This is a genomic window from Haloechinothrix salitolerans (assembly GCF_042662605.1).
Lineage (GTDB): Bacteria > Actinomycetota > Actinomycetes > Mycobacteriales > Pseudonocardiaceae > Haloechinothrix_A > Haloechinothrix_A salitolerans.
Window position 1 is genome coordinate 1,030,018 of sequence record NZ_JBHSXX010000001.1, and the last position, 25,071, is coordinate 1,055,088.

Below are 25,071 nucleotides of genomic sequence, written 5' to 3' on the forward strand. Positions count from 1 at the left end.
GCCGTTGGAGCGGGATCAGTCGTCGACAAGGGCCGCTGACGTGATGCGGTGGAGCGGGTAGCGCTCGGCACTGGAGCCTTCCAACACGCCGCCGGACAACCGCACCGGCGTGACGACGCGCTGGGTCGCCGTGCCGTGGGCGTCGACAAGTCCGATCCATACTTGCCGCCCGCCGCGTGCTGCCTCGCTGAGCAGCGCGAGCGTCGCCGAGGTGTCGCCCGTGCCCGCGTCGTTGCGGACACTCGCGCCATGGCGGGACGCGGCGGCGCGGTCGCCCGCCTTGATTCGTTCGACCACGCCCGCGATCTGCCGCGTGCCGCTCGTGTGTGGTGACCCAGCCACGCGTTTTCGCGCCGGAATGCGTCTGCCGCGTTGCCGCAGGTCGATCACCCTGCCGTCCGGGCCTTCCGCCGCCGGGGTGAAGCCGCGCTCGCGCAGGCCGGTCATGACGTCGCCCAGCGGCAGGTCGCTGACGACTACCGTTGGCGCGATCGCCCGCAGACCGAGTTCCGTGGCGGCGGGGCCAGCCAGGACCTCGGCGAGCAGTGCTTCGTCGTCACACCGCAGAAACGACGCGCACGTGCCACCGCGCAGTTTGCCGTGGCGGCGGGCGACGTCGTCGATGAGATACGTCAATGACTGGGGCACCGGCGTAGCCGAGCGCGAGGCGAACAACTCGTGCAGCTCGGTGGCGGTTCGTCCGGTGTCAAGCGCACGCCGCACCGACGTCTCGCTCACCCGATACACGGTCGCGTGCCCGGTGGACTCCGCGTCGGCGACGGCGTTGATCTCGGTCGCCAAGTCCGGCTCAAGCGGGCCAGGCGCGACGACGGTGAGGTCGGCCTGCACGAGCACATGGTCAACCGGGTCTGGCATCGCTTCGGCCATCGCGTCCGCCGCGCGGCCGCGGTGGTCCTCGTCGGACTCCGTCTCGCTGTCAACGAGCAGCGCCCGCGCCGCCGTCGTGGCCGCTCCGAGCGCCACAAGGCCGAGCGCGGACGCCTCAGACAGCGTCCATCGCACCAGCTCGTCCCGCAACTTGCCGCCGCGCCGGGGCGCCTGCCACGCCAGGTACTCGACAAGGCTCTCGGTCTCGACCCCCGTACCGGGCGGCAGCTCGGCGAGCGCGCGCAGCACGCGCCGCCTTGACTCCGGCGCGAGTGGGCGGCGCAACCGTTCGGACAGCGGCGTAGGCGGCTTGTCGGCCGAGGAAGCGCCGGTGGCGGCACCCTTGACGGCCGTGTCCGCCTGGCGTCCGGCCGCCGTGCCGTAGGCCAGTCCCGGCAGCCGGGGCAGCGCCAGCCAGGTGTCGGCCAGCAACGCCCACTGCCCGGATGGCGGCGCCGCGAGCCAGGTGTCGGTCAGCGTCGTCGGCACCCAGGCGGCGTCCTCCTCGTTGCTCTCCGCGGCCAGCCCGGCCCCGACGACCAGCTCCGCGAGCAGCACCGCGCGTGGCTCGTCGACGTCGAACTCCCGCATCATCCGACGGATCTCACGCACGCCGAGCCCACCGGCCTTGAGCACCGACGGCGGTTCCTGGCCCCAGGACTCCAGCACGTCACCGACGTGCCGCAGCAGCGACATCGCCTCGCCCGCCGCCGTCTTGTCGACGGTGTCAGCACCGTGTTCTCGGGTGGCCAGTGACGGCGGCGTCAACGTCGACGCCGCGAACACCCGTCCGCCGCGCAGGTGCACGCCGAGCTGGCGGGGCAGTTCGACAGTGGTCGCGTCGCGGCGCATCAGCAACCCGCGCGCCAACAGCCGCTGCACCGGGGTCTTCGCCTCGGCGAGCGGAATGTCGATCGCGGCGTCGCGGCTGGTGCCGATCGGCGGACCGGCCGCGAGCGTGTCCAGCAGCGACCGCTCCTCCTCGGTCACCTCGGCGAGCGCGGCGTCGAGATCGACGTCGTCCAGCGCGGGCAGCGGGCGGCCGAGCCCGGCCGGATATGGGCCGACGACGTCGCGGGCGGCGGGCACCACCGCGATTGCGTTCCCCGCGTCCCAAGCGATCGCCAGCGCGCACAGTCGTTCCACCGAGGTCGCGGCGTCCACCCCCAGCACGCTGGCAACGTCGGAAAGCTCCACCGGCGTGGTGTCCGCGCCGAGTCGCAGCAGTGCCTCCAGCGTGGCCAGCGTCGCCGAGTCCAGCTCGTCGCAGGCGCGCGCGACCGACCCCGGCGTGCTCGCGCGGGTGGCGAGCACCGTGGAGTCAGGGGGCGGGGGAGTGGCGAGGTCGCGCCTGGCCAGCAGGAGCGCGGACAGTTCGTCGGGCGTGGCCGACCGGAGCGCCGCTGCCAGGGAGACCGCCGCCGAGTCGTCAGCCGCGTGCATCACATCAAACGATACCGACCAGCGTCCGCCGCGGCCCGTGTCGGCAGACTAGAATTCGATCGCACCAAGGCACGTCAGGACCCGGAGGAACAACGTGGCGAACGCGAAGAAGGTGGCCAAGGACCGGATCGACCCGTCGTGGCCGCAGCTGGAAGACGGCGAGCACCCGGTGAGCGAACTCGCCGCTGACCGGCAGGGATCGCTGTCGCCGTTCGGTGACGTGAGCTTCCCACTGGAGCGCGTGCCTTACGAGCACCCGGAGACGGAGATCAACAAGGGTTCCTGAGCCCGGACACGCTAAGACTCCCTGTGCGCGGGCACGATAGGGTCTTCACCACACCCATCGGCGCTCATCATTGTGGAGTCACACATGGCTGTACCCGGTCCTGGCTATTCGATCACGGTTCGCGTCGACGCTCCCGCCGCGGCGAGCACCGCGGGGGACCTGACCACCGCGGTTGGCCAGGTCGGCGGGGTATTGACCGCTTTCGACATCGTCGAGTCGCATACCGACCGCATCGTCGTCGACATCAGTGCCAACGTCATTGACGCCGAGCACGCCGATGGCGTCACCGACGCGCTGGAGCAGCTTGAGGGCGTCCGGGTACGCAAGGTCTCCGACCGAACGTTCTTGATCCACCTCGGCGGCAAGATCGAGGTCAACTCGAAGGTCGCGCTGCGCAACCGCGATGACCTCTCCCGCGCCTACACGCCGGGCGTCGCGCGGGTCTGCAAGGCCATCGCCGCCAACCCCGAGGACGCCCGCAGGCTCACCATCAAGCGCAACACCGTCGCCGTCGTCACCGACGGCTCCGCCGTGCTCGGCCTCGGCAACATCGGACCGGCCGCCGCGCTGCCGGTGATGGAGGGCAAGGCGGCGCTGTTCAAGAAGTTCGCCGGAGTCGACGCCTGGCCGGTGTGCCTCGACACGCAGGACACCGATGAGCTGATCCGCACCGTCGAGCTGCTCGCGCCCTCCTACGCGGGCATCAACCTTGAGGACATCGCCGCGCCGCGTTGCTTCGAGATCGAGGCGCGGCTACGGGAGAAGCTGGACATCCCGGTCTTCCACGACGACCAGCACGGCACCGCGATCGTCGTGCTCGCCGCCCTGCGCAACGCGCTACGCGTGGTCGGCAAGGACATCGCGGACTGCAAGATCGTCGTCTGCGGCGTCGGCGCGGCCGGATCGGCCATCATCCGGCTGCTGCGGGCGAAGGGGCCTGGCGACATCGTCGCCGTTGGCAGGCGCGGCATCGTGCACACCGGGCTCGACGACATGAACTCCAACGTGCGGTGGATCGCGGAGAACACGAACGCCGAGCAGTCGCAGGGCAGCCTGCACGAGGCGCTCGTCGGCGCGGATGTCTTCATCGGTGTGTCAGGCCCGAACCTGTTCGGGGCCGAGCAGGTCGAGACCATGGCCAAGGACCCAGTGGTGTTCGCGCTGGCCAATCCCGACCCGGAGATCGACCCGATCGAGGCCCAGCAGCACGCCGCCGTCGTGGCGACCGGTCGCAGCGACTATCCGAACCAGATCAACAACGTGCTCGCCTTCCCCGGCGTCTTCCGTGGCCTGCTCGACGCCCACGCGCACCAGATCAAGGACGAGATGATGGTCGCCGCCGCCGACGCCATCGCGGATGTCGTCGACAGCGACCGGCTGAACGCGGCGTTCATCGTGCCGAGCGTGTTCGACGCGGCCGTCGCGCCAGCGGTCGCCGACGCCGTGAAGAGCGTCGCACTGCGTGAGGGATAGTGGTGGCGTGAGTGAACTCAGCCACGTTGACGAGTCGGGCGCTGCCAGGATGGTCGACGTCTCCGCCAAGGACCGCGGCGCGCGTGTCGCCACCGCGACTGGGGTCGTGCGCACCACGCCCGAGGTGATCGGGCTGGTGGCGGAGGGCGGTCTGCCGAAGGGCGACGCGCTCGCGACCGCGCGTATCGCGGGCATCATGGGCGCCAAGCGCACGCCGGACCTGGTGCCGTTGTGTCACCCGCTCGCCATCTCCGGCGTCGAGGTCGAGTTCGACGTCAGGGACGCCGAGATCGGCATCTCGGCCACCGTGCGCACCACTGACCGCACCGGGGTGGAGATGGAGGCGCTGACGGCGGTGACGGTCGCCGGACTCACGCTGCACGACATGATCAAGGCCGTCGATCCGGCCGCGACGCTGGACGCGGTGCGGCTGGACCGCAAGGAAGGCGGCAAGTCGGGTGTCTGGGAGAGGCCGGAGGATCGCTGATGGGTGAGCTGAATGGTGAGCGCCGTGCCCGGGTGATTGTCGCGTCGAACCGAGCCGCGGCAGGCGTGTACGAGGACACCAGCGGTCCGATCATCACCGACTGGCTCACCGAGCGCGGCTTCGACGTCGATCTGCCGGTCGTGGTTCCGGATGGTGATCCGGTCGGCGCCGCGCTGCGAGAGGCCGTCGCGGCCGGTGTTCAGGTGGCGATCACCACGGGCGGCACCGGTATCTCGCCGACGGACCGCACGCCCGACGTGACGGCGCGGGTGCTCGACTACGAGGTGCCGGGGCTCGCCGACGCGATCAGGGCCGCCGGACTACCGAAGGTGCCGACCTCGGTGTTGTCGCGCGGCAGAGCTGGGGTCGCCGGCGGCACGCTGGTGGTGAACCTGCCCGGTTCGCGCGGCGGGGTGAAGGACGGTCTCGGCGTGCTGGACGACGTCCTGGACCATGCGCTGTCACAGCTAGCCGGTGGCGACCACGTCCGCGAGGACGCTGGCGCCGCGGTCGATGCGCCGGGTGCCGGGCGTGCTTTCGGGGACGGGACTGCTGGCGCCGGGAGTACGGTGAACGCCGCCGTTGCCGCTCCTGAAAGCGCGACCCCCGCGGTAGCCCCCGAGCCTGCCGCGCGGGTCGTGCTGTCTCAGGTCACCGATCAGTCGGTGTCGGTCGATGAACACGCCGCGGCCGTCGCTGACCGCACCGCTGGGGCGGTCGTGAGCTTCGGCGGAGTGGTACGCGACCACGACGGTGGCCGCGACGTGCGCGCGCTGTACTACGAGGGCCACCCGCGCGCTGGCGACGTCCTTGACGACGTCGTGGCTGAGGTGACCGCTCGCCATGCTGGGGTCAGGGCCGTCGCGGTCAGCCACCGCATCGGTGACCTCGCCATCGGCGACGTCGCGCTGGCGTGCGCCGTCGCGGCGGCCCACCGGCAGGAGGCGTTCGCCGCCTGCTCGGACTTGGTGGACACCGTCAAGCAGCGGCTGCCGATCTGGAAGCACCAGATCTTCGCCGACGGCACCGACGAGTGGGTCAACTCGCCCTAGCGCATTGCTGTGCCCCACCGCGATCGGGGGTGCACGGTGGGGCACAGCGACTCAGCGCGGGCCGTTGATCACTTTGAGGTGGCGATCTTCTGGCCGACCAGGATGAAGTCCGGGTCGCTGATGTAGTCGTCGTTGAGCTTGTGCAGCTTCTGCCAGCCGCCCTTGACGTCCTTCTTGTCGGCGATCTCGGAGAGCGTGTCGCCCTTCTTCACCGTGTAGTCGCCGTCAGGGTTGGACTTGGCGACGCGGGCCTTGACCGGAGCGGCCTGCGGGGCTGGCTCGGGATCGGCTTGTGGGGCGGGCTGTGGCGCCGCGGCACCGCCGCCCTCGGTGTTGGAGCCCTGGTAGCTGCCGCTCGCGCCGGCCACGTGCCAGCCGGTCTTGGCGGTGCATGCGGGCCAGGCGTTGGGGCCCTGGCTCGCGAGGACCTTTTCGGCGATACGGATCTGCTCGGCCTTCGACGCCTGGTGCGCGTAGCCCGTGCCACCGTATGCCTGCCAGGTGCTGTGGGAGAACTGGAGACCACCGTAGTAGCCGTTACCGGTGTTAATGCTCCAGTTGCCGCTGCTCTCACACTGCGCGAGCATGTCCCAGTTCGGGGCATAGGCAGCGTTGGCGGGGGCAGCCATCGCAATCGGAGCACCGACTGCAACGCCCGCGACGGCAACACGAGCGATGTTGCGAGTAGTCGTAGACAGCTTGCGGTGCTTGCCTCGGTAAGACATTTGGCACATCTCAATCCTCCGCGCCGCCGTCTTGGCTGGGGTCATCCCGCGTCCCTGTCCCGGAGTTACTTTCGTTCGGGGTTGTTTCCGGGAGATCCGTCGGACAGGGTTTGGCGAACGGATTCCCGGTCTTGCCGTGGCTGGTCGGGGCCAACCGAGAGACGACGGTACGTAACCGGAACCGTGATCGGAAATTTTCCGATGCGTGATCTAGATCACGGTAACAATATTGATTCGGTAACGACTCCGTGATAATCCCAGGTCAGGGCGTCGTTATCAGTCCGTTGCCTTCTCGAGATGGAACACCCAGAGTGAGGTCTGCGTCACGTGGATACGCCGCCAGTGGACCAGCGGTAGGGGCGGTTGGAGGGCCGCCTGAGCGTGTCCCACGTCGCATCCACGCGGCGCCGCTGGACCCAAGAATCCGCAGCGTCAGGCCGAAAAATAGCCCCGGAATCCGGGTCCGAATCGCCCCGGAATCGCGTCGGAATGCGTCCCGGAATCGAGTGCGAATCAAGCCGGGTTTGGTGCGTCGTTGTCGCACGTCGGATGTTGGTCGCGGCGCGTCCGTTGACATCCACGACGAGCGTGCGACTGCCGCGGTGCTGCCGGAGCCCGCGAAGTGAAGTGTGAGGCGTTGTGGTCGTCATAACGACCACAACGCCTCACACTCGCGGTGGTCCGGCAGGTGATGCGGTGGTCCGGCAGGTGATGCGGTGGTCCGGCGGGTGATGCGGTGGTCCGGCAGGTGGCCGTGGTCCTCCGGCGGTCGCGTTCCGTCAGCCGCCCGCGAACGGCGGGAGGACGTCGAGCCGCGCGCCGTCGTGCAATGGCGCGGAGTGCCGGCGCACCGCCACCTCGTCCAGCAGGAAGCTGGCGGCGGTCAGCACCCGCGCCAGCGCCGCGTCATGCTGTGCCCGTATCGCGTCGAGGGCGGCGGCGAGGTCGGCGCCCTCGGGTAGGTCCAAGGTCTCGGCCTCGGTGCCCGCCGCCGCTCTCGCGGAGGCGTAGTAGCGGACGTGCACAGCGATTGTCCGAGCCGTGGCGGCCCCGGCGGCCTGTCCGGCCGTGGCGGTCTCGGCGGCCTCGGTGGTCCCGTGAGCCCCGGCGGCTGCGGACGTCTCGGTGGTGTCGGTCATGCACTAGCCCCCGATGGAGCTCATCGGCCGCAGTGGCTGCGCGAACCCGGCGTCGTTGATCTCGTGCCCGGCGAGTTTGGCCCACATCGTGGCGCGCCAGGCGTTGGCGATGTCCTCGTCCGTCCCGCCATTGCGCAGCATGGCCCGTAGGTCAGTCTCGCGCTGGCTGAACAGGCACGAGCGGATCGCCCCATCCGCGGTGAGCCGGGTGCGGTCACACGCGGCGCAGAACGGTCGTGTGACCGAGGCGATCACGCCGACATCACCGGGTCCGCCGTCGACAAGCCAGCGTTCCGCGGGGGCACCACCGCGCTCCTCGTTGCTTGGGGTGAGTGTGAACTCGGTTCGCAGCAGCTCCAGGATCTGCTCCGCGGTGATCATGGCGGAGCGGTCCCAGCTGTGCTGCGCGTCCAGCGGCATCTGCTCGATGAACCGTAGGTGGTAGCCGTTCTCCAGACAGAACCGCAGTAGCCCCGTTGCCTCGTGCTCGTTGACGCCGGGCAGCAGCACCGCGTTGATCTTGACGGGGTCCATGCCAGCGTCGCGCGCCGCCGCCAGTCCGGCGAGCACGTGGCTGAGCCGATCGCGGCGGGTGATGCGGATGAACGTGTCCCGCTCGACGGTGTCCAGCGAGACGTTGATCCGGTTGAGCCCGGCCGCCGCCAGTTTGGGCGCCCGCTTGGCGAGGCCGATGCCGTTGGTCGTCATCGCAACGCGCGGCCGAGGCTCCAGCGACGTGATCTCCGCGATCAGTGACTCAAGGCCGGGCCGCAGCATCGGTTCGCCGCCGGTGAGCCGGATGTCGGTGATGCCAAGTCGCTCGACCGCGATGCGCATCAGCCGGAGGAGTTCGTCGTCGGCGAGCACCTGGTCGTCCGGCATCCAGTCGAGGCCTTCTTCTGGCATGCAGTAGGTGCAGCGCAGGTTGCACTTGTCCGTCAGCGAGACGCGCAGATCGGTCGCAACCCTGCCGAACGTGTCGACGAGTGCTGGCGTGTCGGGCCGCCCGGTCATGTCGGCGGCGCGTGCGTCGCCGACCATCTGGGGGAGGCCGAGGTTTATCGCGGTCACCTTGACCAGGGTAACGGCCAAGAGTGACGGAAATGACCACCGTCGTTGGGTTGCGCCGCGACGAGAACACGTACACGCGGGTACTCAGGGCTGTTCGTTCCGCAGATAAGTGTCTAGAGTGCCCGCTGTGGCGCAATTTCGGATTTCAGAAGCCGCTGGTCTTCTTGGTGTGAGCGACGACACAGTGCGCCGATGGGTGAGGGCGGGCCACCTTCCGGCGCTCGACGAGACCGCTGGTCGCACGCTGATCGACGGTGCGCGCCTCGCCGAGTTCGCCCGGAAGCGGGCCGCGGCGGCCGACGACCCATCCGGTGTGGGGCGTTCCGCCCGTAACCGGTTCGTCGGCCTGGTCACCAAGGTCATCGCCGACACCGTGATGGCGCAGGTCGAGATCCAGGCCGGACCGCACCGTGTGGTGTCGCTGATGAGCGCCGAGGCCGTCCGCGACCTTGGCCTCGCACCGGGTGAGCTAGCGGTCGCCGTTGTCAAGGCGACGACGGTCGTCGTCGAGACGCCGGGCGGTGCCCATGTCTAAGGCCATCGCCACCTCGCTGGCCGCGCTGCTCGCCATGGCCGGGTGCACCGCGTCCGAGGAGCGGACGCTGACCGTGTTCGCCGCGGCCTCGCTGACCGACGTCTTCACCACTTTGGAACAGCGGTTCGAGGACGAACACCCGGACGTCGACGTACGGGTGCATTTCGCGGGCTCCTCGCGGTTGGCGCAGCAACTCGCGGAGGGCGCGTCCGCTGACGTGTTCGCCTCCGCCGACGAGGACGTCATGCGCGACGTCGCCGGCGAGGGTCTGCTCACCGGGGAGCCGACGCCGTTCGCGACCAACACGCTGACGATCGCCGTTGAGCCGGGCAACCCGCTCGGAATCCGTGGTCTCGCCGATCTCGCTCGCGAGGACGTCACCGCCGTGGTCTGCCAGCCGCAGGTGCCGTGCGGCAGCGCGGCGCGCGAACTGGCGGCGGCCCACGACGTCGAGCCGCGCTTCGCCAGCGAGGAACCCGACGTCACGGCGGTGCTCGGGAAGGTGCGCGCCGGGGAGGCCGACGCCGGGCTGGTCTACGTCACCGACGTGCGCGACGAGGCCGTGGACGAGGTGGCGATCGACGGCGCCGAGGACGCCGTCAATACGTATCCGATCGCCACGCTCACCGAGGCACCGCTGGCGGCGGAGTTCCAGCGGTTCGTGCTCGGCGCCGGGAGCGGTGTGCTGCGCGACGCGGGATTCGGCGCGCCGTGACCCACGATCGCCTCACCCCGGCGGGCCGGGTGCCGAGGGCGCTGTGGGCGCCAGCGGTGCTCGCGCTCGCGCTGGTCACGCTGCCGATCGCCGGGCTGCTGCTGCGCACCGACTTCGCCCGGCTGCCGACGTTGCTGACCTCGGACGCCTCGCTGCACGCGCTGCGGCTGTCGCTGCTGACCGCGGCGCTGTCCACCGTGCTGTGCGTGCTGCTCGGGGTGCCGCTCGCCGTGGTGCTAGCGCGCTCGACGTTTCCGTTCGTGCGGGTGGTGCGCGCCGTCGTGCTGCTGCCGCTGGTGTTGCCGCCCGTCGTCGGCGGGTTCGCGCTGCTCTACAGCCTCGGTCGCAATGGTTTTCTCGGCTACCTGCTCGACGTCACCGCCGGGATCACGGTGCCGTTCACCACCGCCGCCGTGGTGATCGCGCAGACGTTCGTCGCGATGCCGTTCCTCGTCGTCAGCGTCGAGGGCGCGCTGCGCGCGACGGGCGAGGACTTCGAGCGCGTCGCCGCCACCCTTGGCGCGCGGCCAGCGACGGTGTTCACTCGCGTCACCTGCCCGCTGTTGTTGCCAGCCCTGGCGTCGGGGGTGGTGCTGAGCTTCGCGCGGGCGCTCGGCGAGTTCGGCGCGACGATCACGTTCGCGGGCAGCCTGCAAGGCGTCACCCGCACGCTGCCGCTCGAGGTCTACGCGCAGGCCGACGCGGACGTCGACAGCGCGGTGGCGCTGTCGCTACTGCTCATCGTGATCGCGGTCGTCGTCATCGTGGTCGCGCGACCACGTTCGGTCGAAGGAGTCAGGGCATGAGCGGGCTGCGCGCCGAGCTGCGGCTGCGTCGGGACGGCTTCGCGCTTGACGTCGCGCTGGATGTCCCCGACGGCGAAGTGCTCGCGGTGCTCGGGCCGAACGGGTCGGGCAAGTCGACGTTGCTTGACTGCCTCGCCGGGTTGCTGCGGCCCGCCGACGCGTCCATATATATAGCGGGCCGTTCGGTGGCGGGGTTGCCGCCGCCGGAGCGCAGGGTCGGGGTGCTACGGCAGGACCCGCTGCTATTCCCACATTTGAGCGTGCTGGACAACGTCGCGTTCGGACCTCGCTCGCGCGGCAGTGACCGGGCGACGGCGCGGGAGGTGGCGCGGCGCTGGCTCACGGAGATCGGCGTGGCGGAGTTCGCCGACCGGCGGCCCTCCCGGCTGTCCGGCGGGCAGGCGCAGCGGGTCGCGCTCGCGCGAGCTCTCGCGACTGATCCAACGCTGCTGCTGCTCGATGAGCCACTCGCGGCGCTGGACGTCGACGCCGCACCCGCCATGCGCGCCGCACTGCGGACGGTGCTGCGGCAGCGGCGCGCGGGTCGGGTCGCCGTCGTCGTCACGCACGACCCGCTGGACGCCATCAGCCTCGCGGACCACGTGCTTGTGCTCGCTGCCGGCCGGGTCGTGGAGCAGGGGCCGACCCGTGAGGTGCTGGCCTCGCCGCGTACCGGGTTCACCGCCCGGATCGCGGGGCTCAACCTGGTGGTGGGCGAGGCCACCGCGGATGGTCTTCGCGTCGATGGCCACGCGCTCACCGGGGTGCTGGCCGAGGACGCCGTTCCCGGTGACCCGGCTGTCGCGGTGTTCCCGCCAAGGGCGGTCTCGGTGTTCCTATCGGACGACGAGCCGCACGGCAGCCCGCGCAACACCGCTCCCGCCACTATCGCCGCGCTGGAGCCGCACGGCGCCGTGGTGCGGCTGCGCACGCGCGACGACCGGCCCGGCTGGACGTCCGGTATCGCCGCCGATCTCACCCCGGCCGCCGTCGCGGACCTCGCCCTCGATGTCGGCAGTCAGGTGTTGCTCTCGGTGAAGGCGGCCACGGTCGACGTTCACCCAGCGCTGCGGCGCTCGCCCGCCCCCTGATCTGCCGCGGGCGCCGAGGCGGGCATATCGTCTGATGTGTGACTGTTGAGCCAGCGACGTACGTGGTGGGCGACGTGCACGGTCATGTCGAGCCGCTGCGTGCCGCACTGCACGACGCCGGGCTGGTCGACGCCGCTGGCGACTGGGCGGCTGGCGAGACACACGTGTGGTTCCTCGGTGACTTTGTCGACAGGGGACCGGACGGTATCGGCGTGATCGATCTGGTCATGCGGCTGGACCGGCAGGCGGCCGAGGCAGGCGGCCAGGTCCAAACGCTGCTCGGCAACCACGAGATCCTGCTGCTCGGCGTGCACAAGTTCGGTGACACCGAAGTGCCGTCCGACTACGGCTACCGCAGCTTCGACCGGAGCTGGGCACTCAACGGCGGCCAGCAGTCCGACGTCGACGCGCTGACGCCAGAGCACATCGACTGGCTGCTGGCACGCCCCGCGCTCGCCCACGCCGCCGACCACCTGCTGCTGCACTCCGACACGCTGGAGTACTTCGAGTGGGGTAGCAGCATCGACGACATCAATGACGGCGTGCGCGACGTCCTCGCCGGGGACGACCTCGTGGAGTGGTGGGAGCTCTGGCGGCGGCTGACCACCCGGTACGCGTTCCGGGGACCGGATGGTCCCGAGGTGGCCGACCGGGTGCTGGAGCGTCTCGGCGGTAGCCGCATCGTGCACGGCCACAGCGTCATCGCCGACCAGCTCGGCGTACACCCGATGGACATCGAAGGGCCGCTCGTCTACGCGGGCGGCAAGGTCCTCGGTGTCGACGCCGGTCTGTTCGTCGGCGGTCCGTGTCTTGTGGTGCCGCTGCCCTGGGAGGGATGAGCAGCATCCCTCACACGCACAACTCGCCGCGCGCGATCGTCACCGCCTGCCCGGTGAGGCTCACCCGGTCGCCCGAGAGCGTCATCCGTACGGTGCCGCCGCGCTCCGACACCTGCCTGCCGGTCAGCTCCCGCTTGCCGAGCCGCCGCGCCCAGTACGGCGCGAGGGTGCAGTGCGCTGAGCCGGTCACCGGGTCCTCGTCCACCCCGGCGTCTGGGTAGAAACAGCGGCTGATGAAATCGACGCCGTCGACGTCCGACGGGGCGGTGACGATCACGCCTCGAGCGGGCAGTTCCGCTAGCGTCGCCTTGGGTCGCACCGCCCGCACCTGCGCCGCGTTCACCGCGACGACCAGCAGGTCAGACACGCCGCGCTCGACGTGCTCGATGGTGACCCCGCCCAGCGCGTCGACCAGCGTCGGGTCGGCGTCGACCGGGTCGCCGGGGTCGGCAGGGAAGTCCATCTCCACCCAGCCGTCGCCGGTCGCGGTGCACGTCAGCATGCCGCTGCGGGTCTCGAACGTCCGTGAGTCGCCGAGCACGTGCGCGGTCGCGAGCGTCGCGTGACCGCACAGGTCGACCTCGGTCGTCGGCGTGAACCACCGTAGCGGGTGCGGTTCGGGCGCGTTGGCCTCGACGAACGCCGTCTCGGAGTGCTTGAGTTCCGCCGCGACGGACTGCATCCAGTCCTCGTCGGCTGGCGCGTCCAGCAGTACGACCCCGGCGGGGTTGCCCGAGAACGGCGTGTTGGTGAAGGCATCGACGATATACATCCGCATGGACCCGATCATGCCCGTATCGCGCGCGGTTACGCTCGACGGTCGTGAGCTTGTGCGTCGGATTCGATCTGGACATGACGTTGATCGACCCCAGGGACGGGATGGTTGAGATCATTGACGCGTTGGCGACCGATACCGGCCTCCCGCTGGACTCGGCGGGGTTCGCCGCGCGACTCGGCCCGCCGCTCGCGATCGGGTTACGCGACGCGGGTGCGCCGGAGGATCGGATTCCCGAGCTGGTGCCCCGATTCCGGCAGTTGTACCCGGACGTCGTCGTGCCAGGGACTCGGCCGATGCCGGGTGCGCTCGCGGCGATCGCGGCCGTGCGGGAGGCGGGCGGCGCGGTGATCGTCGTCACCGGTAAGTACCAGCCCAGTGCCGAGCTGCACCTGCGTGCGCTCGGCGTCGAGGTGGACGCCGTGATCGGGGAGCTGTTCTCGGACACCAAAGCCACCGCGCTTGTCGACTACGGTGTGTCGGTCTACGTCGGTGACCACGTCGGGGACGTGCGGGGAGCGCGGCGGGCGGGCGCGGTGTCCGTCGCGGTGGCGAGTGGACCTTGCGGTGCCGATGAACTGGCCAACGCGGGCGCGGACGTCGTGCTGACCAGCCTCGATGACTTCCCTGCCTGGCTCAGTGAGCACCGTGCCGTCACACGCTAGTTCACTCGATCAGGTATGAGGTGTCACGGTGGCGCAATGCGGCGCGAATTTCCTCGTATACCTCACGGCTGCATCGACACAGGCGCGCACGTATGGTAGCCAAATGGCTACGCTCATCCGATCGGGCGTACTCATTGACCACACAGGAGGGTGACGCGGTGAGTCCACGAGGCGGATCGTCCCGGCGTGGGCGCCGCCGCGAACGCGGCACTGGCGCACGAGCCCCCTCGACGAAGAAGATGATCAAGAACACGACCGTCGCCGAGGACACCGATGTCGTGTCCGACGTTCCGGACGCTGTGTCTGACACTCCGGACGGTGAGTTGAGCATTGGCGACACTCCCGAATCTGAGGGCGCGGACAAGCGCGAGGAGGCCGATGCGGCGACTTCGGCTGCCATTGAGGACGCCGCCGCCCACGCCGATTTCATCGCGCAGTTCCCGTCGACCGATCCCGATGCCGTAGACGGCGACTTCTCCGCGACGGATGCTCACACCCAAGTCGAAGTCACAGGGGCCGACGACAACACCACAGTCACAGGGATCGATGACGACAGCGATGCGGCTGCCGTAGCAACGACGGACGCCACGGACATCGCACAACCCGCTGAGCTGTCCGAGCACGCCGAGGCGGCTCCTGGTGAGGACGCACAAGGTCCCGTAGATGATCCGTTTGGTGGTGGTGCCGACGACGAGTCGGACGTCCACCGCGATGACGTTGTCGAACTGGTGGGCGCGGCGCCAGCGGCCACCCTCGACGACGAGACACCGGCGGCCGACGCCGAAGCTGACGCCGAACCCGAAGCCAAGTCCGACACCGAGGCAGATGCTGAGGCAGACACCGGGACCGAGGCGGATGCCAGTGACGCGACGCCCGTCACCGATGACGGCGACAGTGTCGCGCGGGACGACGTCGCCACGGTCCCCGAACCGGTGCCGGAATCGGCCCCCGAATCGGCCCCGGAACCGGCAGCCCTTGACCAGGACGTCGACGGCACCGACGACCCGGACGAGTCCCTCGACGACACGCTCGACACGGACTTCGACGACGAGGACGCCAGCTCCTGGGTACGGCCCTACGTCTGGACCGGCGGGCGTACCGAGACATCGCTCGACTTCGCCGTCGAGACCCTGGTCAGTGCTCGCCAGCAGGTCACTGGCACGGAGGACGCGCTGCGGGACGAGCATCGCAGGGTGCTGGAGTTGTGTGAGCAACCGCGCTCGGTCACCGAGATCGCCGCGCTGCTGTCGGTGCCACTCGGCGTCGCTAAGACGTTGCTCGGGGCGATGGTGGAGGAAGACCTCGTCGTCGTGCACCGCGCCGGCGGGTCGGCGGCGGGACCCGATCTCGCGCTCATGGAACGGGTCTTACGGGGGCTCAAGAAGCTTTAGCGGGAACAGCGGTTTGTAACACCGCGGGATTCGGGAACGTTAATCCGAGCGGGCTTCCCGCCACAGCAGTACGAGCCCGGCGGCGAACCCCAGCGATGTGAAACCGACCGATCCCATGGTCAACCACACCGGGATGGCGCGCTCGCCGAGCGCGTACAGGGCCAGCACGACGAGGATGCCGGTAATGCCGATGGCGAAGCACCCAACCGTGAGATGTAGTGGACTCACGGAAAACTGTCGTAGGGGCATGGGAGCCTTCCATGGACGACTGAACACGGCAGTGAGGCTAACGTCGATGACGCGCCAAGCGACTACCGAGAATACCGTGAGCGTCGCGTAACGAACGAGGCTACGCTGTAACCAGACGCGCGTCGGTGGACGGACACCGAGGCGCGTTAGTCGTGAGGGTGGAAACTCGCGGCGGGCAAGCAGAGCGAAGGAATGGTGAGTGCGGTGCCGACCGGCAGGGTCAAGTGGTACGACGCGGAGAAGGGCTTCGGGTTCGTTTCACAGGATGATGGCGAGGACGTCTACATCCGCAAGTCCGCATTGCCGCAAGGCGTTGACGCGCTGAAGTCCGGTCAGCGGCTGGAGTTCGGCGTCGCCGACGGCAGGCGCGGCCCGCAGGCGCTCTCGGTGCGGTTGCTCGACCCGCCGCCGTCCGTGGCGGAAGCGCGTCGCCGCCCAGCCGAGCAGCTACACGGCATGGTCGAGGACATGATCAAACTGCTTGAGGCGCGCGTGCAGCCGGAGCTGCGCAAGGGCCGCTATCCCGACCGCAAGCACGGCAAGAGCATCGCGGAGGTACTGCGCGCGGTCGCCCGCGACCTGGACCCGTAAGCCGACGCCGTAAGCCGCGGCCGGAGGAAAGCCACGCGGACGTCCCGGGGACGGGCGTCGCTACCGCGCTTCGAGCTGGAGGCTCCACCAGCCTCGTGCGAGTAACTGCGGGTTGCCCTCGGCGTCCGTGATCGGCTTGCCATCCGTGCCGCCCGCGTAGGCGCCACCGAGCTGCAGCACCTCGACGACGAGCAACCGTTCGCCGGGGTTGGCCGGCCGCGCGGTGTAGGCGTGCGACTCACCTGGTGCGAAGAATTCCTGGCGTACCGGCAGTGGCGTGCCGTCCGCCGAGAGGCCTTGGACGTTGACCAGCCATGGGGTCTCCGCGATCTCGGCGGGTACCGAGATCTGCACCGGCTCGCCGGGTCGGATCGGGAGCGTCGCCCGCGCGTCCGGTGTCGCGTCGCAGTCGTTGATCAGCACGTCGCAGTACTTCAGCGGCGCGACGCGGGTGTGTTCGCCGTCAGCGTAGATCGACACCTCGGGCGGTCCCGCGTCGGCGCAGGACGTCGTGATGAGCGCGAGCGCGCCGAGCAGCACGCCAAGCGCGGTCTTCCTGGCTGACATGATCACCTGTTCCGCTCGGGACCGCGCCGCGTGCGCGTGCGGCGCGGGACACCCGCCTGTGCCCGCTGCCCGAACCGCCGGAACGTGTCAGTGCTCGGCAGTAGGGAATAGCCACGCTGCACGAGCGCCGTCTGGGTCAAACCGAGCGCGAGCAGCAGCGACACGACGAGAAATCCGATCCAGTATGTCGGCGGCAGTAGCAGGCCGATCGCGCCGCCGGAGCACCATGCGAGCTGCAACACAGTTTCCGAGCGACCGAACGCCGACGCGCGGGACTGCTCGGGGAGGTCGTGCTGGATCACGGCGTCCAGGCTGATCTTGGCGAGCGCGCTGGCGGTCGCCCCGGCGAGCCCGACTATCGCCGCCGTCGGTATGCCAGGAAGGATCGTGGCGAGCACCGTGGAGGCAACGGCTGCGCTCAACGCGCCGATGATCACCTGGTCCGGTCGGCCGAGGTGGAGCCGAGACCCGATGGCGTTGCCGAGGAAGCCACCGAGACCCGCCGCGCCGCCGATGATGCCGAGCAGCAGCAACTGAATGAACGGTCCCTTGTCGTTCACCTCGGCGTCCGCCTTCACCGCGAACGCCGCGAACAGCATCAGGAACCCGGTCAGCAGCCGGACCGTGCCGTTGCCCCACAAGGCGAGCGTGACGCCGCGCCCGATGTGCTGTTTCGGGCGTTTCCGTAGTGGGCGAGTGTGCAGTGTCGCGGGGATCTCGCCCTCGGTGCGCTCCACCCAACTTGGGATGCGCATGGCCTGCACCGCACCGACACCAGATATCGCGGCGGCGAACACGAGCGCCCCTGGCGAATCGGCCAGCCAGCTGAACAGGCTCGCGAACGCCCCGCCGACACCGGCGGCCGCCAGCCCGAACACGGTTAGCCGCGCGTTGGTCTTGGACAGCGTGATGTCGGGCGGCACCACTCGCGGCGTCACCGCGGACTTCAGCACCATGAACGACTTCGAGAGCACCATCTTGCCCAGCGCGGCCGGATACAACGCCCAGGTGTCGAAGTAGACGGCGATGATCACGCACATCAACGCCTGGCCCGCCGATGCCGCCGCCATCGCCAGCCTGCGACCCCGCTGGATCCGGTCGAGCGCGGGCCCGATCAGCGGCGCGATCAGGGCGAACGGCGCGAGGGTGACCAGCAGGTACAGCGCGACCTTGCCTCGGCTCTCCGCGCTGGCCGCTGAGAAGAACAGGGTGTTCGCCAGGGCGACGGCGAGCGCGGCGTCGCTGGCGTAATTGATCATCAGGGCGTAGCTGAGGGAGGTCAGCCCGGACTTGTCGGCGCCGTCGGCCTTGTGCACGCGGTGGAAGGCGTCCACCGCGCGTCCCGACAGCTCCTTGCCGCGTAGCGCCGCGACCCTGGTCACCGTGAGCTTCTTCGGTACCCGCTGGCCCGGTGGCGGGGGCTCGGTGTCGGATGGGCCTGGTTCGGTTTCCGGTATTGGCGGGCGTTGCGCGCGCCACGCGCCCGGTCGGCGGACGTGGCCGTCGGTGCCGTAGCGGTCGAAGCCGCGCGCCCCGGGTTCGGCCGGCGCGCCTCGGGGACGCGGCGGCGCCTGCTCCCGACGCACCTCGACGGTGTGGGCTTCGTCGGCGGTTACCTTGCGCTGGGGCTCGTGCCGTTCTGAGGTGGCGCGACCCCCGCGAGGCGGGGGCGGGGTGTCATCCCGCTCGGGAACCCATTTTCTGGTCGGCTTCCTGCCAGCGCGACGCGACCGGTCACCGTAATGTGGCGAGCCGGACCTGTCATCCGAACCGGAACCGATCACTCCTCAATCCTGCCCTACGGGAGCTTGCCTCGGGCGCACCGGTCGCGGCACGTCACTGTTGTGGCACGAAGCGCACTCGAAACGTCTTGGGCCACAGCTTGCCGGTGAGAAAGAAATACTCGCTTCCTGGAATCGCGGCGATGCCGTTGAGGACATCGGCCGTCGCCTGTTCGGACGGTTCGAGCAGGCCGGAGGCGTCGATCTCTCCGGTGACCGTGCCCTCGCCGACGTCGATGCGCAGGATCGTGTCGGTTTGCCACACGTTCGCGTACACCGTGCCGTTGACGCACTCCAGCTCGTTGAGCCGGTCCACCCGTTCGCCACCGGATCGCACCCGCACCGACCCGGTTTCGGTGAACGTCTCGGGGTCACGGAACGTCAGCGTGCCCGAGCCGTCGCTCATCACCAGCCGTTCCTCTTCGGCCTGGTGGCACAGCCCCCAGCCCTCGCCGGAGTACTCGACGCGCTCGCGCTCGGCGAGGGTATCGGCGTCGCGGCGGATGGCGATGCCGTTCTGCCACGTCACCTGCCAGAGTGAGTCCTCGACTACCGTGATGCCCTCGCCGAACAGCGGCGGCGGTAGCGCGACGCGCGCTAGTTCCTCGCCGGTCGTGGTGTCGACGGCCCGCACCCAGGACTTGCCGACCCGGCCAGTACTCTCATACAGGACGCCGTGTGCGATCTCATATCCCTGTGTGAAAGCGTTTGTGTCATGTGGAAGCGTCTCCAGGACCTGCGCACGCAAGCGCTCGGGCGGTTGCGGCGCAACTATCCCGGCCTCACCATTGGTTTTCGTGCCCCTCGCCGGTTCACCGCTGGCGCCACATCCGGCGAGGGTAGCCCCGGCGAGCAGCATGCTCACGAGGAGCCTGGTCCCGATCATGAAGAGTCCGCTACGCACCAGCCACGCCTCTCTGCAGAGCCTGCGTTTATTCTCGAAACCATGAGCTCGACGTCGACCGCAACCGAGACCGCGCAGCCGCAACCAGCGCCTGAGCTGGTTGACGCGGTCGAACTGTCGCGCTCGGTTGCCCGCGACGAGGCCGCTGACCGCGGTTACGACCCGGGCTCTGTCGTCGGTGAGCATATCGGCGTCACGCCGGAAAGCCAGGACTGTGTCACCCATCTGTTCCATGCGGATGTGCCTGGTTACCGGGGTTGGCGCTGGGAGGTCACCGTCGCCACGGCGGGCGAGGAGTTCCCGGTCACCGTCAGCGAGGTGCTGCTGCGCCCGGGCGAGGACGCGCTGGTCGCGAAGGACTGGGTGCCGTGGGAGCAGCGTGTGCGGCCCGGCGACCTCGGCATCGGCGACCTATTCCCGCCGGAGCCTGATGACGAGCGCCTCGTCCCGGCTTACCTACAGAGCGATGACCCCGCTGTCGAGGACGTCGCGATGGACGTCGGCCTCGGCCGCGAGCGGGTGATGTCGCGCACCGGAAGGCTCGAAGCGGCCGCCAGATGGCGCTCCGGCGAGTTCGGCCCTCGTTCGGACATGGCGCGCAGCGTGCGCGAGCCGTGTGGGACTTGTGGGTTCTACCTGCCGCTCGCCGGGTCGCTGAGCGCGGCGTTCGGCGTGTGTGGCAACGAGATCGCGCCCGCTGACGGCCACGTCGTCCACGTCGAGTACGGCTGCGGCGCGCACTCCGAGATCGTGGTCGACAAGAGCGCCCCCGTCCCCGTCGCGGACCTGATCTACGACGACTCGCTGCTGGACGTCGAACCGCATGCCAGCTCCCGGTGACGGCTGACCCGTTCGATACCGCCGCGCTGCGCGACGCCGTCGTCCAGGCGTGGCGTGCGTCGCCGACCCGGTTCACCGAGGACGCGAACTCCGAGGAGGACCTGCGCATCGGCGGCTACGCCGATCGGCTGTTCGTCGAGTTGGCGCAGAACGCCGCGGACGCGGCGACCTTGGCGGGGGTGCCGGGCCGGGTGCGGGTGTCGGTGGTCGACTCGGAGCTGCGGGTCGCGAACACCGGCGCCACGCTGGACGCCGATGGCGTCGCCGCGCTCGCGTCGCTGCGGGCCTCGGCCAAGCGCGGCGGCGTGACGGTCGGCCGGTTCGGCGTGGGCTTCGCCGCGGTTCTCGCGGTGTCGAGCGAACCTCGTGTGGTCTCGCGCACCGGTGGTGTGGCGTTCTCGGAGGCGTTGACAAGGGACGTCGTCTCGGAGTCGCCGGAGCTGGCTGACCAGGTGCGCAGGCGCGATGGCGCGGTCCCGGTGCTGCGGCTGCCGTGGCCGACGGATGAGACGCCGCCGGAGGGCTTCGATACCGAGGTGCGCCTACCGTTGCGCCCGGACGTCGACGTCGAACGGCTACTGGCCGACATCACCGCTGAGATCGACGACGTCTTGCTCACCCTGCCCGCGCTGACGCGGGTCGAGCTGCCCGACGCGGTGTGGACCCGCTCCGGCCCCAGCGCCGTGTCCCCCGTTCCCGACGTCGTGTCCCCCGTCCCGGACGTGGTGGCGATCGCGCGCGATGGCGAGCCGGTCCGCCGGTGGCTGGTGCGCGAGACGAGTGGGGACTTCACGGCCGCGCAGGTGGCGACGTTGGGCATTGAGGCGGTGCCCCGGTGGACGGCGCTGTGGGCGCTGCCGGTCGACGTCTCCGGCGCGCCGTGCCCCCTGGAGCGCGACGTCCTGCATGCCCCGACCGCCACCGACGAGCGAATGACGTTGCCAGCGCGGTTGATCGCATCGGTACCGGTCGAACCGTCGCGACGGCGGGTGCTCGCCGGTCCCGCGGTGTCGGCCGTCCTCGCCGCTGCCGCGGAGTCGTACCTGGACTTGGTGCGCTCCGTCGCGCCGGCGGAGCGCCTGGCGCTGGTCCCGTCGTCCGGGTTTCCGGCATCCGATGTGGACGCCACGTTGCGTGAGGAGATCACCGAGCGGCTCCGGACGTCCGCCTGGCTCCCGCGCGCGGGCGGCGGAGAACTGTCCGGTGCAGAGGCGAAGGTGCTCGACGTCGACCTGCCGGATCTCGGCGCGCTACTCGGTGAGGTGCTGTCCGATATGGCCGCGCCCCTAGGGCCCGGTGCGCTCCGCCCGCTGGCGCCGCTTGGTGTCACGACGCTGACCGTGGCCGACGCCGTGGACGGCTTGGCGGGGATCACGAGACCCGTGGGCTGGTGGCGCGAGCTGTATGACGTTCTGACCGCCGCGCTCGACGCTCACGCCGTGAGCGCGGACGCGTTGTCCGGACTCCCGGTGCCCCTGATCGACGGTCGCCTTGTCACTGGCGTGCGCGGCGTGCTGCTGCCTGAGGTCGCCGAACAAGAGGTGCTCGAGCTGCTGGCCGAGGCGGATGTCGTCGGCCTGCACGTCGCGGATCCCGACGTCGCGCACCCGCTGCTGCGACGGATCGGGGCGGACGTCGTCGACGCGCCGGGGTTGCTGTCGGCGCCAGCGCTGCGGGCGGCGGTGGAACGCAGCGTCCCGGACGCCTCGGCGGGCATGGACGTCGGGGCGCTCGTGCGGTTGGTGCTGCGGTTGGTGTCCGACAGCTCCGGCGGCTCCGATCCCGGCTGGCTCGGCGCGCTCGCGCTGCCTGCTTCCGATGGCGGTTGGCGGCGCGCCGACGAGTTGCTGCTGCCGTCCTCGCCGCTGCTCGACGTCTTCGCGGACGACGCGATCGGTGACGACGCCGCCCTTGACGTCGTCGACAAGGACTTCGCCGCGCGATGGCCTGTCGAGACGCTGCGGATGGTCGGCGTGCTCGACACTTTCGCCGTGGTCAGCGACCCGGAACCGGTCGAACCCGATCACGACCTACCGGACGAGCGAGAATGGTGGGACGCGCGCGCCGAGGTACCCGCCACACTGCTCGCGGTGCGCGACCTGGACCTGGTCGACGACGACGCCTGGCCTGCCGCCCTCCGGCTGCTCTCCGCCCAGCGCGAGACGTGGGAGGCCGTGACCGCGCCAGGCGGGCACACCGGATGGTGGCTCGCCCGATTCGCCGTACTCGGCGGCCATGCGCCGTGCCACTGGCGACTCCCGGAGTGCGAGGCGCTCGCGGGGCTGTACGACTCGGTGCCGGACGTCGGGTTGAGCCACGCCGTGCTTGCCGCCGCCGGCGTGCGGGACAGCCTTGACGTTTCCGATGCCGATGACGCCGAAGACCTGCTTGACCGGCTGGCTGACCCTTCCCGCGAGCCGCGCCAGGGTGTTGTGCTGCGGGCGCACGCCGCGCTGGCCGCGTTACCGCCGGGGGCCGCGGCGGCCGTCAGTCCGCCGGATGCCGTGCGGGTGCTGGATGGCAGCGTCGTCGACGCCGACGCGGTGGGCGCTCTGGACGCGCCGTGGCTCGTGGGCGTCGTTGACCCGGCGACGTTGGTCGCGGCCGATACCGTCGCGGTGGCTGATGCGCTCGCCGACGTGCTTGACGTCCCACTGGCCAGCGAGCGGGCGGCGGGCGTGGTGGTGTCCTCGGGGGAGCTGATCGGCTGGTCCGAGCTGAGCGCGGTATGCGTCGTCGCTGAGCTGCTGGGCCTCGACGTCCCGGAGGGCGGCGTCGGCCTGCATCCCGGCCTTGAGGTCCGCCTCCATGGGGCCGGTGGCGCCACGGTGTCCGCGTCGTGGTGGGTGGACGACGACGGCGTGCTCCATGCCGACGACAGCGAGCCCGGTCTTGCCCGTGCCTTCGCTCACGCCACGGACCGCTGGGACCTCCGCCACCTCATCGAGGCCCTGCTAGCCGACCCCACGGCGACGACGCTGCTCGCGTGAGGACACGGCCCGCCAGACGGTCACAACCCCCGCTGGGCCCCTCGGGAGCCGCTGCGGGAGGCGCGGCGCTGCCAGGCGACGATGCTCAACCCCACGCCGCCGAGGGCGACGCCCGCGATCGACGTCCGGATCCAGAGATCGGCGTCGTGGCCGAACCAGACGGCCAGCACCACGAGTGTGGCAAGCGTGATCGCCCAGATCGACGTCCCGACCAGCACCGCGGGTGTGAGGTCGACCAGCGGCTTTGGCAGCTCGGGTGGTGTGGCTGGCGCCACGTCGTCAGGCGGGTTGGTCACGGTATCAAGCGTACTGCCAGCGCTCGGTAGGCTGACGAAATGGCACAAGCGGCGCATGAACGCACCCTCGCCAGCCAGCTGCGGCTCGCGGTCGTGAGGCTCAATCGTCGGTTACGCGCACAGCACCCGCAGTCGAGCGTGTCGCTGACGCAACTGTCGGCGATGTCGACGTTGCACAAGTGCGGCGCACTGACGCCTGGCAGGCTTGCCGCGAAGGAAGGTGTGCAGCCGCCGTCGATGACAAGGGTGATCGCCGCGCTGGAACGGCTTGGCTACGTCGAGCGGCAGCCGCACCCGACCGATGGCAGGCAGGCGATCGTCGAGTTGAGCGACTCGGGCAGGGAGTACGTCGAGGCCACGATCTCGGCGCGGGAGGCGTGGCTCGACGAGCGGCTGGCGAAGCTGTCGTCCGACGAACGCGAGATTCTCAGCGAGGCCGCCGAGATCATCGAGCGAATGGCGGGGCGGTGAAGCGCACCCCTTGCGCGACCGAGCGAGGTTAGGCTAACCTAATCAACGTCCGCTTCGTGGTGGGAGCGGCAGTCAGTTCGGGAACAGACGAGGCCCGTGGCGGAGCAAGCGCCACGGGCCTCGTCGCGCGTAAGGCTACGTGCCAACGCGCGGTACTTGATCAAGGTGGATGCCGAAGCGCGACCGGTACGTGGCCAGGATCTCGGCGTCGTCGCTCAGCGTGGTTTCTTTCCGCTCACCGTCGATCGTCTCGATGAGGCGGTCGCCGCTGAGGGTGACGCGGCCGGACGCCGTTGGCAGCGAGCACGTGACTGACCGGGTGAAGTGGGAGTCGGACGACGTCGACTGCCACCAGCACGTCGGGACGAAGTCGCTCAGCTCGCGCGGCCGGAGTTCGAGGCGGTACACGGGTTTCTCGTTCGCGTAGATGTCAACGTCGCCGTCTGGCCTGGCGGCTAGCCGGAACACGCCCTCGGGGTCGTGCTGCGGTGCCTCACTAGCCAGCCGTAGCGGATGCCGCGTGTGCCGGCCGAATCCGACGTCGACCAGCCACTCGCCGACCCGTAGTGCCATGTGGTCGAACGGCGGGCCGAGCGTGTCATCGTCGCGGTAGACCTTGGCCGAGAGCGGTGAGACGTCGAAGCCGAGCGCGCGCAGCAGCATCGCGAACGCGCCGTTCAGCTCGTAGCAGAATCCACCCCTGCGGCGGTGGACGATCTTGTCGTGCAGTGCGTCCGCGTCCAGCCTGATGGGCTCGCCGATGTGGATGGACAGGTTCTCGAACGGCACCGTGTCCAGGTGTCGTTCGTGCAGCTCGTGCAGGACTTCAGGGGTGGGCGCGGTTGGCCGTCGCGCGCCGATGCGCGCGAGGTAGGCGTCGATCTGGGTGTCGTCCACGCGATCGAGCGTGGCACTTCGAGTGCACTCGAGGTCAAGGGGCACCACCGTCAGGCAGTCGTCAGACATAGTGAAGGGCGTCTTCGCGACGCTATGTGTTGCGA

Annotated in this window: 26 protein-coding genes; 15 read left to right on the forward strand and 11 right to left on the reverse strand. The window is 69.9% G+C overall.

Annotated elements, in window-relative coordinates; genetic code table 11:
- Nucleotides 1–15: 15 nt before the first annotated feature.
- Nucleotides 16–2,331 (reverse strand): helicase-associated domain-containing protein, encoded by a 2,316-nt coding sequence (locus tag ACFQGD_RS04910; RefSeq protein ID WP_345395530.1) that lies wholly within the window; start codon nt 2,329–2,331, stop codon nt 16–18.
- Nucleotides 2,332–2,425: 94 nt separating this feature from the next.
- Between ACFQGD_RS04910 and ACFQGD_RS04915 the strand changes: the two genes are divergently transcribed.
- From ACFQGD_RS04915 to ACFQGD_RS04930, 4 genes are all read left to right on the forward strand, one after another.
- Entirely contained in the window at nt 2,426–2,617 is a 192-nt protein-coding gene (locus ACFQGD_RS04915) for a hypothetical protein (RefSeq protein ID WP_345395533.1), read from the forward strand.
- Nucleotides 2,618–2,701: 84 nt separating this feature from the next.
- Nucleotides 2,702–4,090 carry an NAD-dependent malic enzyme gene (locus tag ACFQGD_RS04920; RefSeq protein WP_345395536.1) on the forward strand — a complete coding sequence of 463 codons (1,389 nt, stop codon included), beginning with the start codon at nt 2,702–2,704 and terminating at the stop codon, nt 4,088–4,090.
- Nucleotides 4,091–4,097: 7 nt separating this feature from the next.
- Complete coding sequence (gene moaC / locus ACFQGD_RS04925) at nt 4,098–4,577, forward strand: cyclic pyranopterin monophosphate synthase MoaC (protein WP_345395539.1); 480 nt, start codon at nt 4,098–4,100, stop codon at nt 4,575–4,577.
- Nucleotides 4,577–5,629: a molybdenum cofactor biosynthesis protein MoaE gene (locus ACFQGD_RS04930; protein ID WP_345395542.1), complete on the forward strand. Its 1,053-nt coding sequence runs from the start codon at nt 4,577–4,579 to the stop codon at nt 5,627–5,629. Before moaC ends, ACFQGD_RS04930 begins: the two co-directional genes overlap by 1 nt.
- Before the next feature lie 68 nt (nt 5,630–5,697).
- On the opposite strand, the gene ACFQGD_RS04935 is transcribed toward ACFQGD_RS04930, so the two are convergent.
- The 3 genes from ACFQGD_RS04935 to moaA form a co-directional block, all read right to left on the reverse strand.
- On the reverse strand, nt 5,698–6,354 hold the full coding sequence (locus tag ACFQGD_RS04935; protein ID WP_345396095.1) for a transglycosylase family protein: 657 nt from the start codon (nt 6,352–6,354) through the stop codon (nt 5,698–5,700).
- Between the two features lie 779 nt (nt 6,355–7,133).
- On the reverse strand, nt 7,134–7,493 hold the full coding sequence (locus ACFQGD_RS04940; protein WP_345395545.1) for a MoaD/ThiS family protein: 360 nt from the start codon (nt 7,491–7,493) through the stop codon (nt 7,134–7,136).
- A 3-nt stretch (nt 7,494–7,496) separates the two neighbouring features.
- Entirely contained in the window at nt 7,497–8,507 is a 1,011-nt protein-coding gene (moaA, locus tag ACFQGD_RS04945) for a GTP 3',8-cyclase MoaA (RefSeq protein WP_345396098.1), read from the reverse strand.
- Nucleotides 8,508–8,691: 184 nt separating this feature from the next.
- On the opposite strand from moaA, the gene ACFQGD_RS04950 reads away from it, so the two are divergent.
- From ACFQGD_RS04950 to ACFQGD_RS04970, 5 genes are read left to right on the forward strand one after another with little or no spacing between them, the layout of a single operon-like run.
- On the forward strand, nt 8,692–9,099 hold the full coding sequence (locus ACFQGD_RS04950) for a TOBE domain-containing protein (RefSeq protein ID WP_345395548.1): 408 nt from the start codon (nt 8,692–8,694) through the stop codon (nt 9,097–9,099).
- Nucleotides 9,092–9,814, forward strand: a complete 723-nt coding sequence (gene modA / locus ACFQGD_RS04955) for a molybdate ABC transporter substrate-binding protein (protein WP_345395552.1) — start codon at nt 9,092–9,094, stop codon at nt 9,812–9,814. Before ACFQGD_RS04950 ends, modA begins: the two co-directional genes overlap by 8 nt.
- A gap of 29 nt (nt 9,815–9,843) precedes the next feature.
- Nucleotides 9,844–10,620 (forward strand): ABC transporter permease, encoded by a 777-nt coding sequence (locus ACFQGD_RS04960; RefSeq protein WP_345396101.1) that lies wholly within the window; start codon nt 9,844–9,846, stop codon nt 10,618–10,620.
- Nucleotides 10,617–11,711 carry a sulfate/molybdate ABC transporter ATP-binding protein gene (locus ACFQGD_RS04965; protein WP_345395555.1) on the forward strand — a complete coding sequence of 365 codons (1,095 nt, stop codon included), beginning with the start codon at nt 10,617–10,619 and terminating at the stop codon, nt 11,709–11,711. Before ACFQGD_RS04960 ends, ACFQGD_RS04965 begins: the two co-directional genes overlap by 4 nt.
- 38 nt (nt 11,712–11,749) lie before the next feature.
- Complete coding sequence (locus ACFQGD_RS04970) at nt 11,750–12,550, forward strand: metallophosphoesterase (protein ID WP_345395558.1); 801 nt, start codon at nt 11,750–11,752, stop codon at nt 12,548–12,550.
- Between the two features lie 10 nt (nt 12,551–12,560).
- Here the strand turns inward: ACFQGD_RS04970 and ACFQGD_RS04975 are convergent, their stop codons facing one another.
- Nucleotides 12,561–13,328 (reverse strand): PhzF family phenazine biosynthesis protein, encoded by a 768-nt coding sequence (locus ACFQGD_RS04975; protein WP_345395561.1) that lies wholly within the window; start codon nt 13,326–13,328, stop codon nt 12,561–12,563.
- A 44-nt stretch (nt 13,329–13,372) separates the two neighbouring features.
- Between ACFQGD_RS04975 and ACFQGD_RS04980 the strand changes: the two genes are divergently transcribed.
- A complete protein-coding gene (locus ACFQGD_RS04980; RefSeq protein WP_345395564.1) occupies nt 13,373–13,990 on the forward strand; it encodes an HAD family hydrolase in 618 nt (205 codons plus the stop codon).
- Between the two features lie 239 nt (nt 13,991–14,229).
- Nucleotides 14,230–15,381 carry a DUF742 domain-containing protein gene (locus ACFQGD_RS04985; RefSeq protein WP_390183643.1) on the forward strand — a complete coding sequence of 384 codons (1,152 nt, stop codon included), beginning with the start codon at nt 14,230–14,232 and terminating at the stop codon, nt 15,379–15,381.
- A 39-nt stretch (nt 15,382–15,420) separates the two neighbouring features.
- On the opposite strand, the gene ACFQGD_RS04990 is transcribed toward ACFQGD_RS04985, so the two are convergent.
- Nucleotides 15,421–15,609 carry a hypothetical protein gene (locus tag ACFQGD_RS04990; protein ID WP_345395570.1) on the reverse strand — a complete coding sequence of 63 codons (189 nt, stop codon included), beginning with the start codon at nt 15,607–15,609 and terminating at the stop codon, nt 15,421–15,423.
- A gap of 225 nt (nt 15,610–15,834) precedes the next feature.
- Between ACFQGD_RS04990 and ACFQGD_RS04995 the strand changes: the two genes are divergently transcribed.
- A complete protein-coding gene (locus ACFQGD_RS04995) occupies nt 15,835–16,221 on the forward strand; it encodes a cold-shock protein (RefSeq protein ID WP_345395573.1) in 387 nt (128 codons plus the stop codon).
- A gap of 60 nt (nt 16,222–16,281) precedes the next feature.
- On the opposite strand, the gene ACFQGD_RS05000 is transcribed toward ACFQGD_RS04995, so the two are convergent.
- The 3 genes from ACFQGD_RS05000 to ACFQGD_RS05010 are packed head-to-tail and all read right to left on the reverse strand — an operon-like array spanning nt 16,282 to nt 19,455.
- On the reverse strand, nt 16,282–16,788 hold the full coding sequence (locus ACFQGD_RS05000) for a DUF2771 family protein (RefSeq protein WP_345395576.1): 507 nt from the start codon (nt 16,786–16,788) through the stop codon (nt 16,282–16,284).
- Nucleotides 16,789–16,790: 2 nt separating this feature from the next.
- The gene (locus tag ACFQGD_RS05005) at nt 16,791–18,572 is read right to left on the reverse strand and encodes an MFS transporter (protein WP_390183642.1); all 1,782 of its coding nucleotides are present in this window, start codon (nt 18,570–18,572) and stop codon (nt 16,791–16,793) included.
- Nucleotides 18,573–18,624: 52 nt separating this feature from the next.
- On the reverse strand, nt 18,625–19,455 hold the full coding sequence (locus ACFQGD_RS05010) for a glutaminyl-peptide cyclotransferase (protein WP_345396104.1): 831 nt from the start codon (nt 19,453–19,455) through the stop codon (nt 18,625–18,627).
- A gap of 60 nt (nt 19,456–19,515) precedes the next feature.
- Here ACFQGD_RS05010 and ACFQGD_RS05015 point away from each other — a divergent pair, with 60 nt between their 5' ends.
- Nucleotides 19,516–20,313, forward strand: a complete 798-nt coding sequence (locus tag ACFQGD_RS05015; protein ID WP_345395581.1) for a DUF3027 domain-containing protein — start codon at nt 19,516–19,518, stop codon at nt 20,311–20,313.
- Nucleotides 20,310–23,303, forward strand: coding sequence for a sacsin N-terminal ATP-binding-like domain-containing protein (locus tag ACFQGD_RS05020; RefSeq protein ID WP_345395584.1), 2,994 nt, complete (start codon nt 20,310–20,312; stop codon nt 23,301–23,303). Before ACFQGD_RS05015 ends, ACFQGD_RS05020 begins: the two co-directional genes overlap by 4 nt.
- A gap of 20 nt (nt 23,304–23,323) precedes the next feature.
- Here the strand turns inward: ACFQGD_RS05020 and ACFQGD_RS05025 are convergent, their stop codons facing one another.
- Nucleotides 23,324–23,599, reverse strand: coding sequence for a DUF2530 domain-containing protein (locus tag ACFQGD_RS05025; protein ID WP_345395587.1), 276 nt, complete (start codon nt 23,597–23,599; stop codon nt 23,324–23,326).
- Between the two features lie 39 nt (nt 23,600–23,638).
- Here ACFQGD_RS05025 and ACFQGD_RS05030 point away from each other — a divergent pair, with 39 nt between their 5' ends.
- The gene (locus ACFQGD_RS05030) at nt 23,639–24,070 is read left to right on the forward strand and encodes a MarR family winged helix-turn-helix transcriptional regulator (RefSeq protein ID WP_345395590.1); all 432 of its coding nucleotides are present in this window, start codon (nt 23,639–23,641) and stop codon (nt 24,068–24,070) included.
- Between the two features lie 135 nt (nt 24,071–24,205).
- Here ACFQGD_RS05030 and ACFQGD_RS05035 read toward each other — a convergent pair whose 3' ends face one another.
- A complete protein-coding gene (locus ACFQGD_RS05035; protein WP_390183641.1) occupies nt 24,206–24,967 on the reverse strand; it encodes an arylamine N-acetyltransferase family protein in 762 nt (253 codons plus the stop codon).
- Nucleotides 24,968–25,071 lie beyond the last annotated feature (104 nt).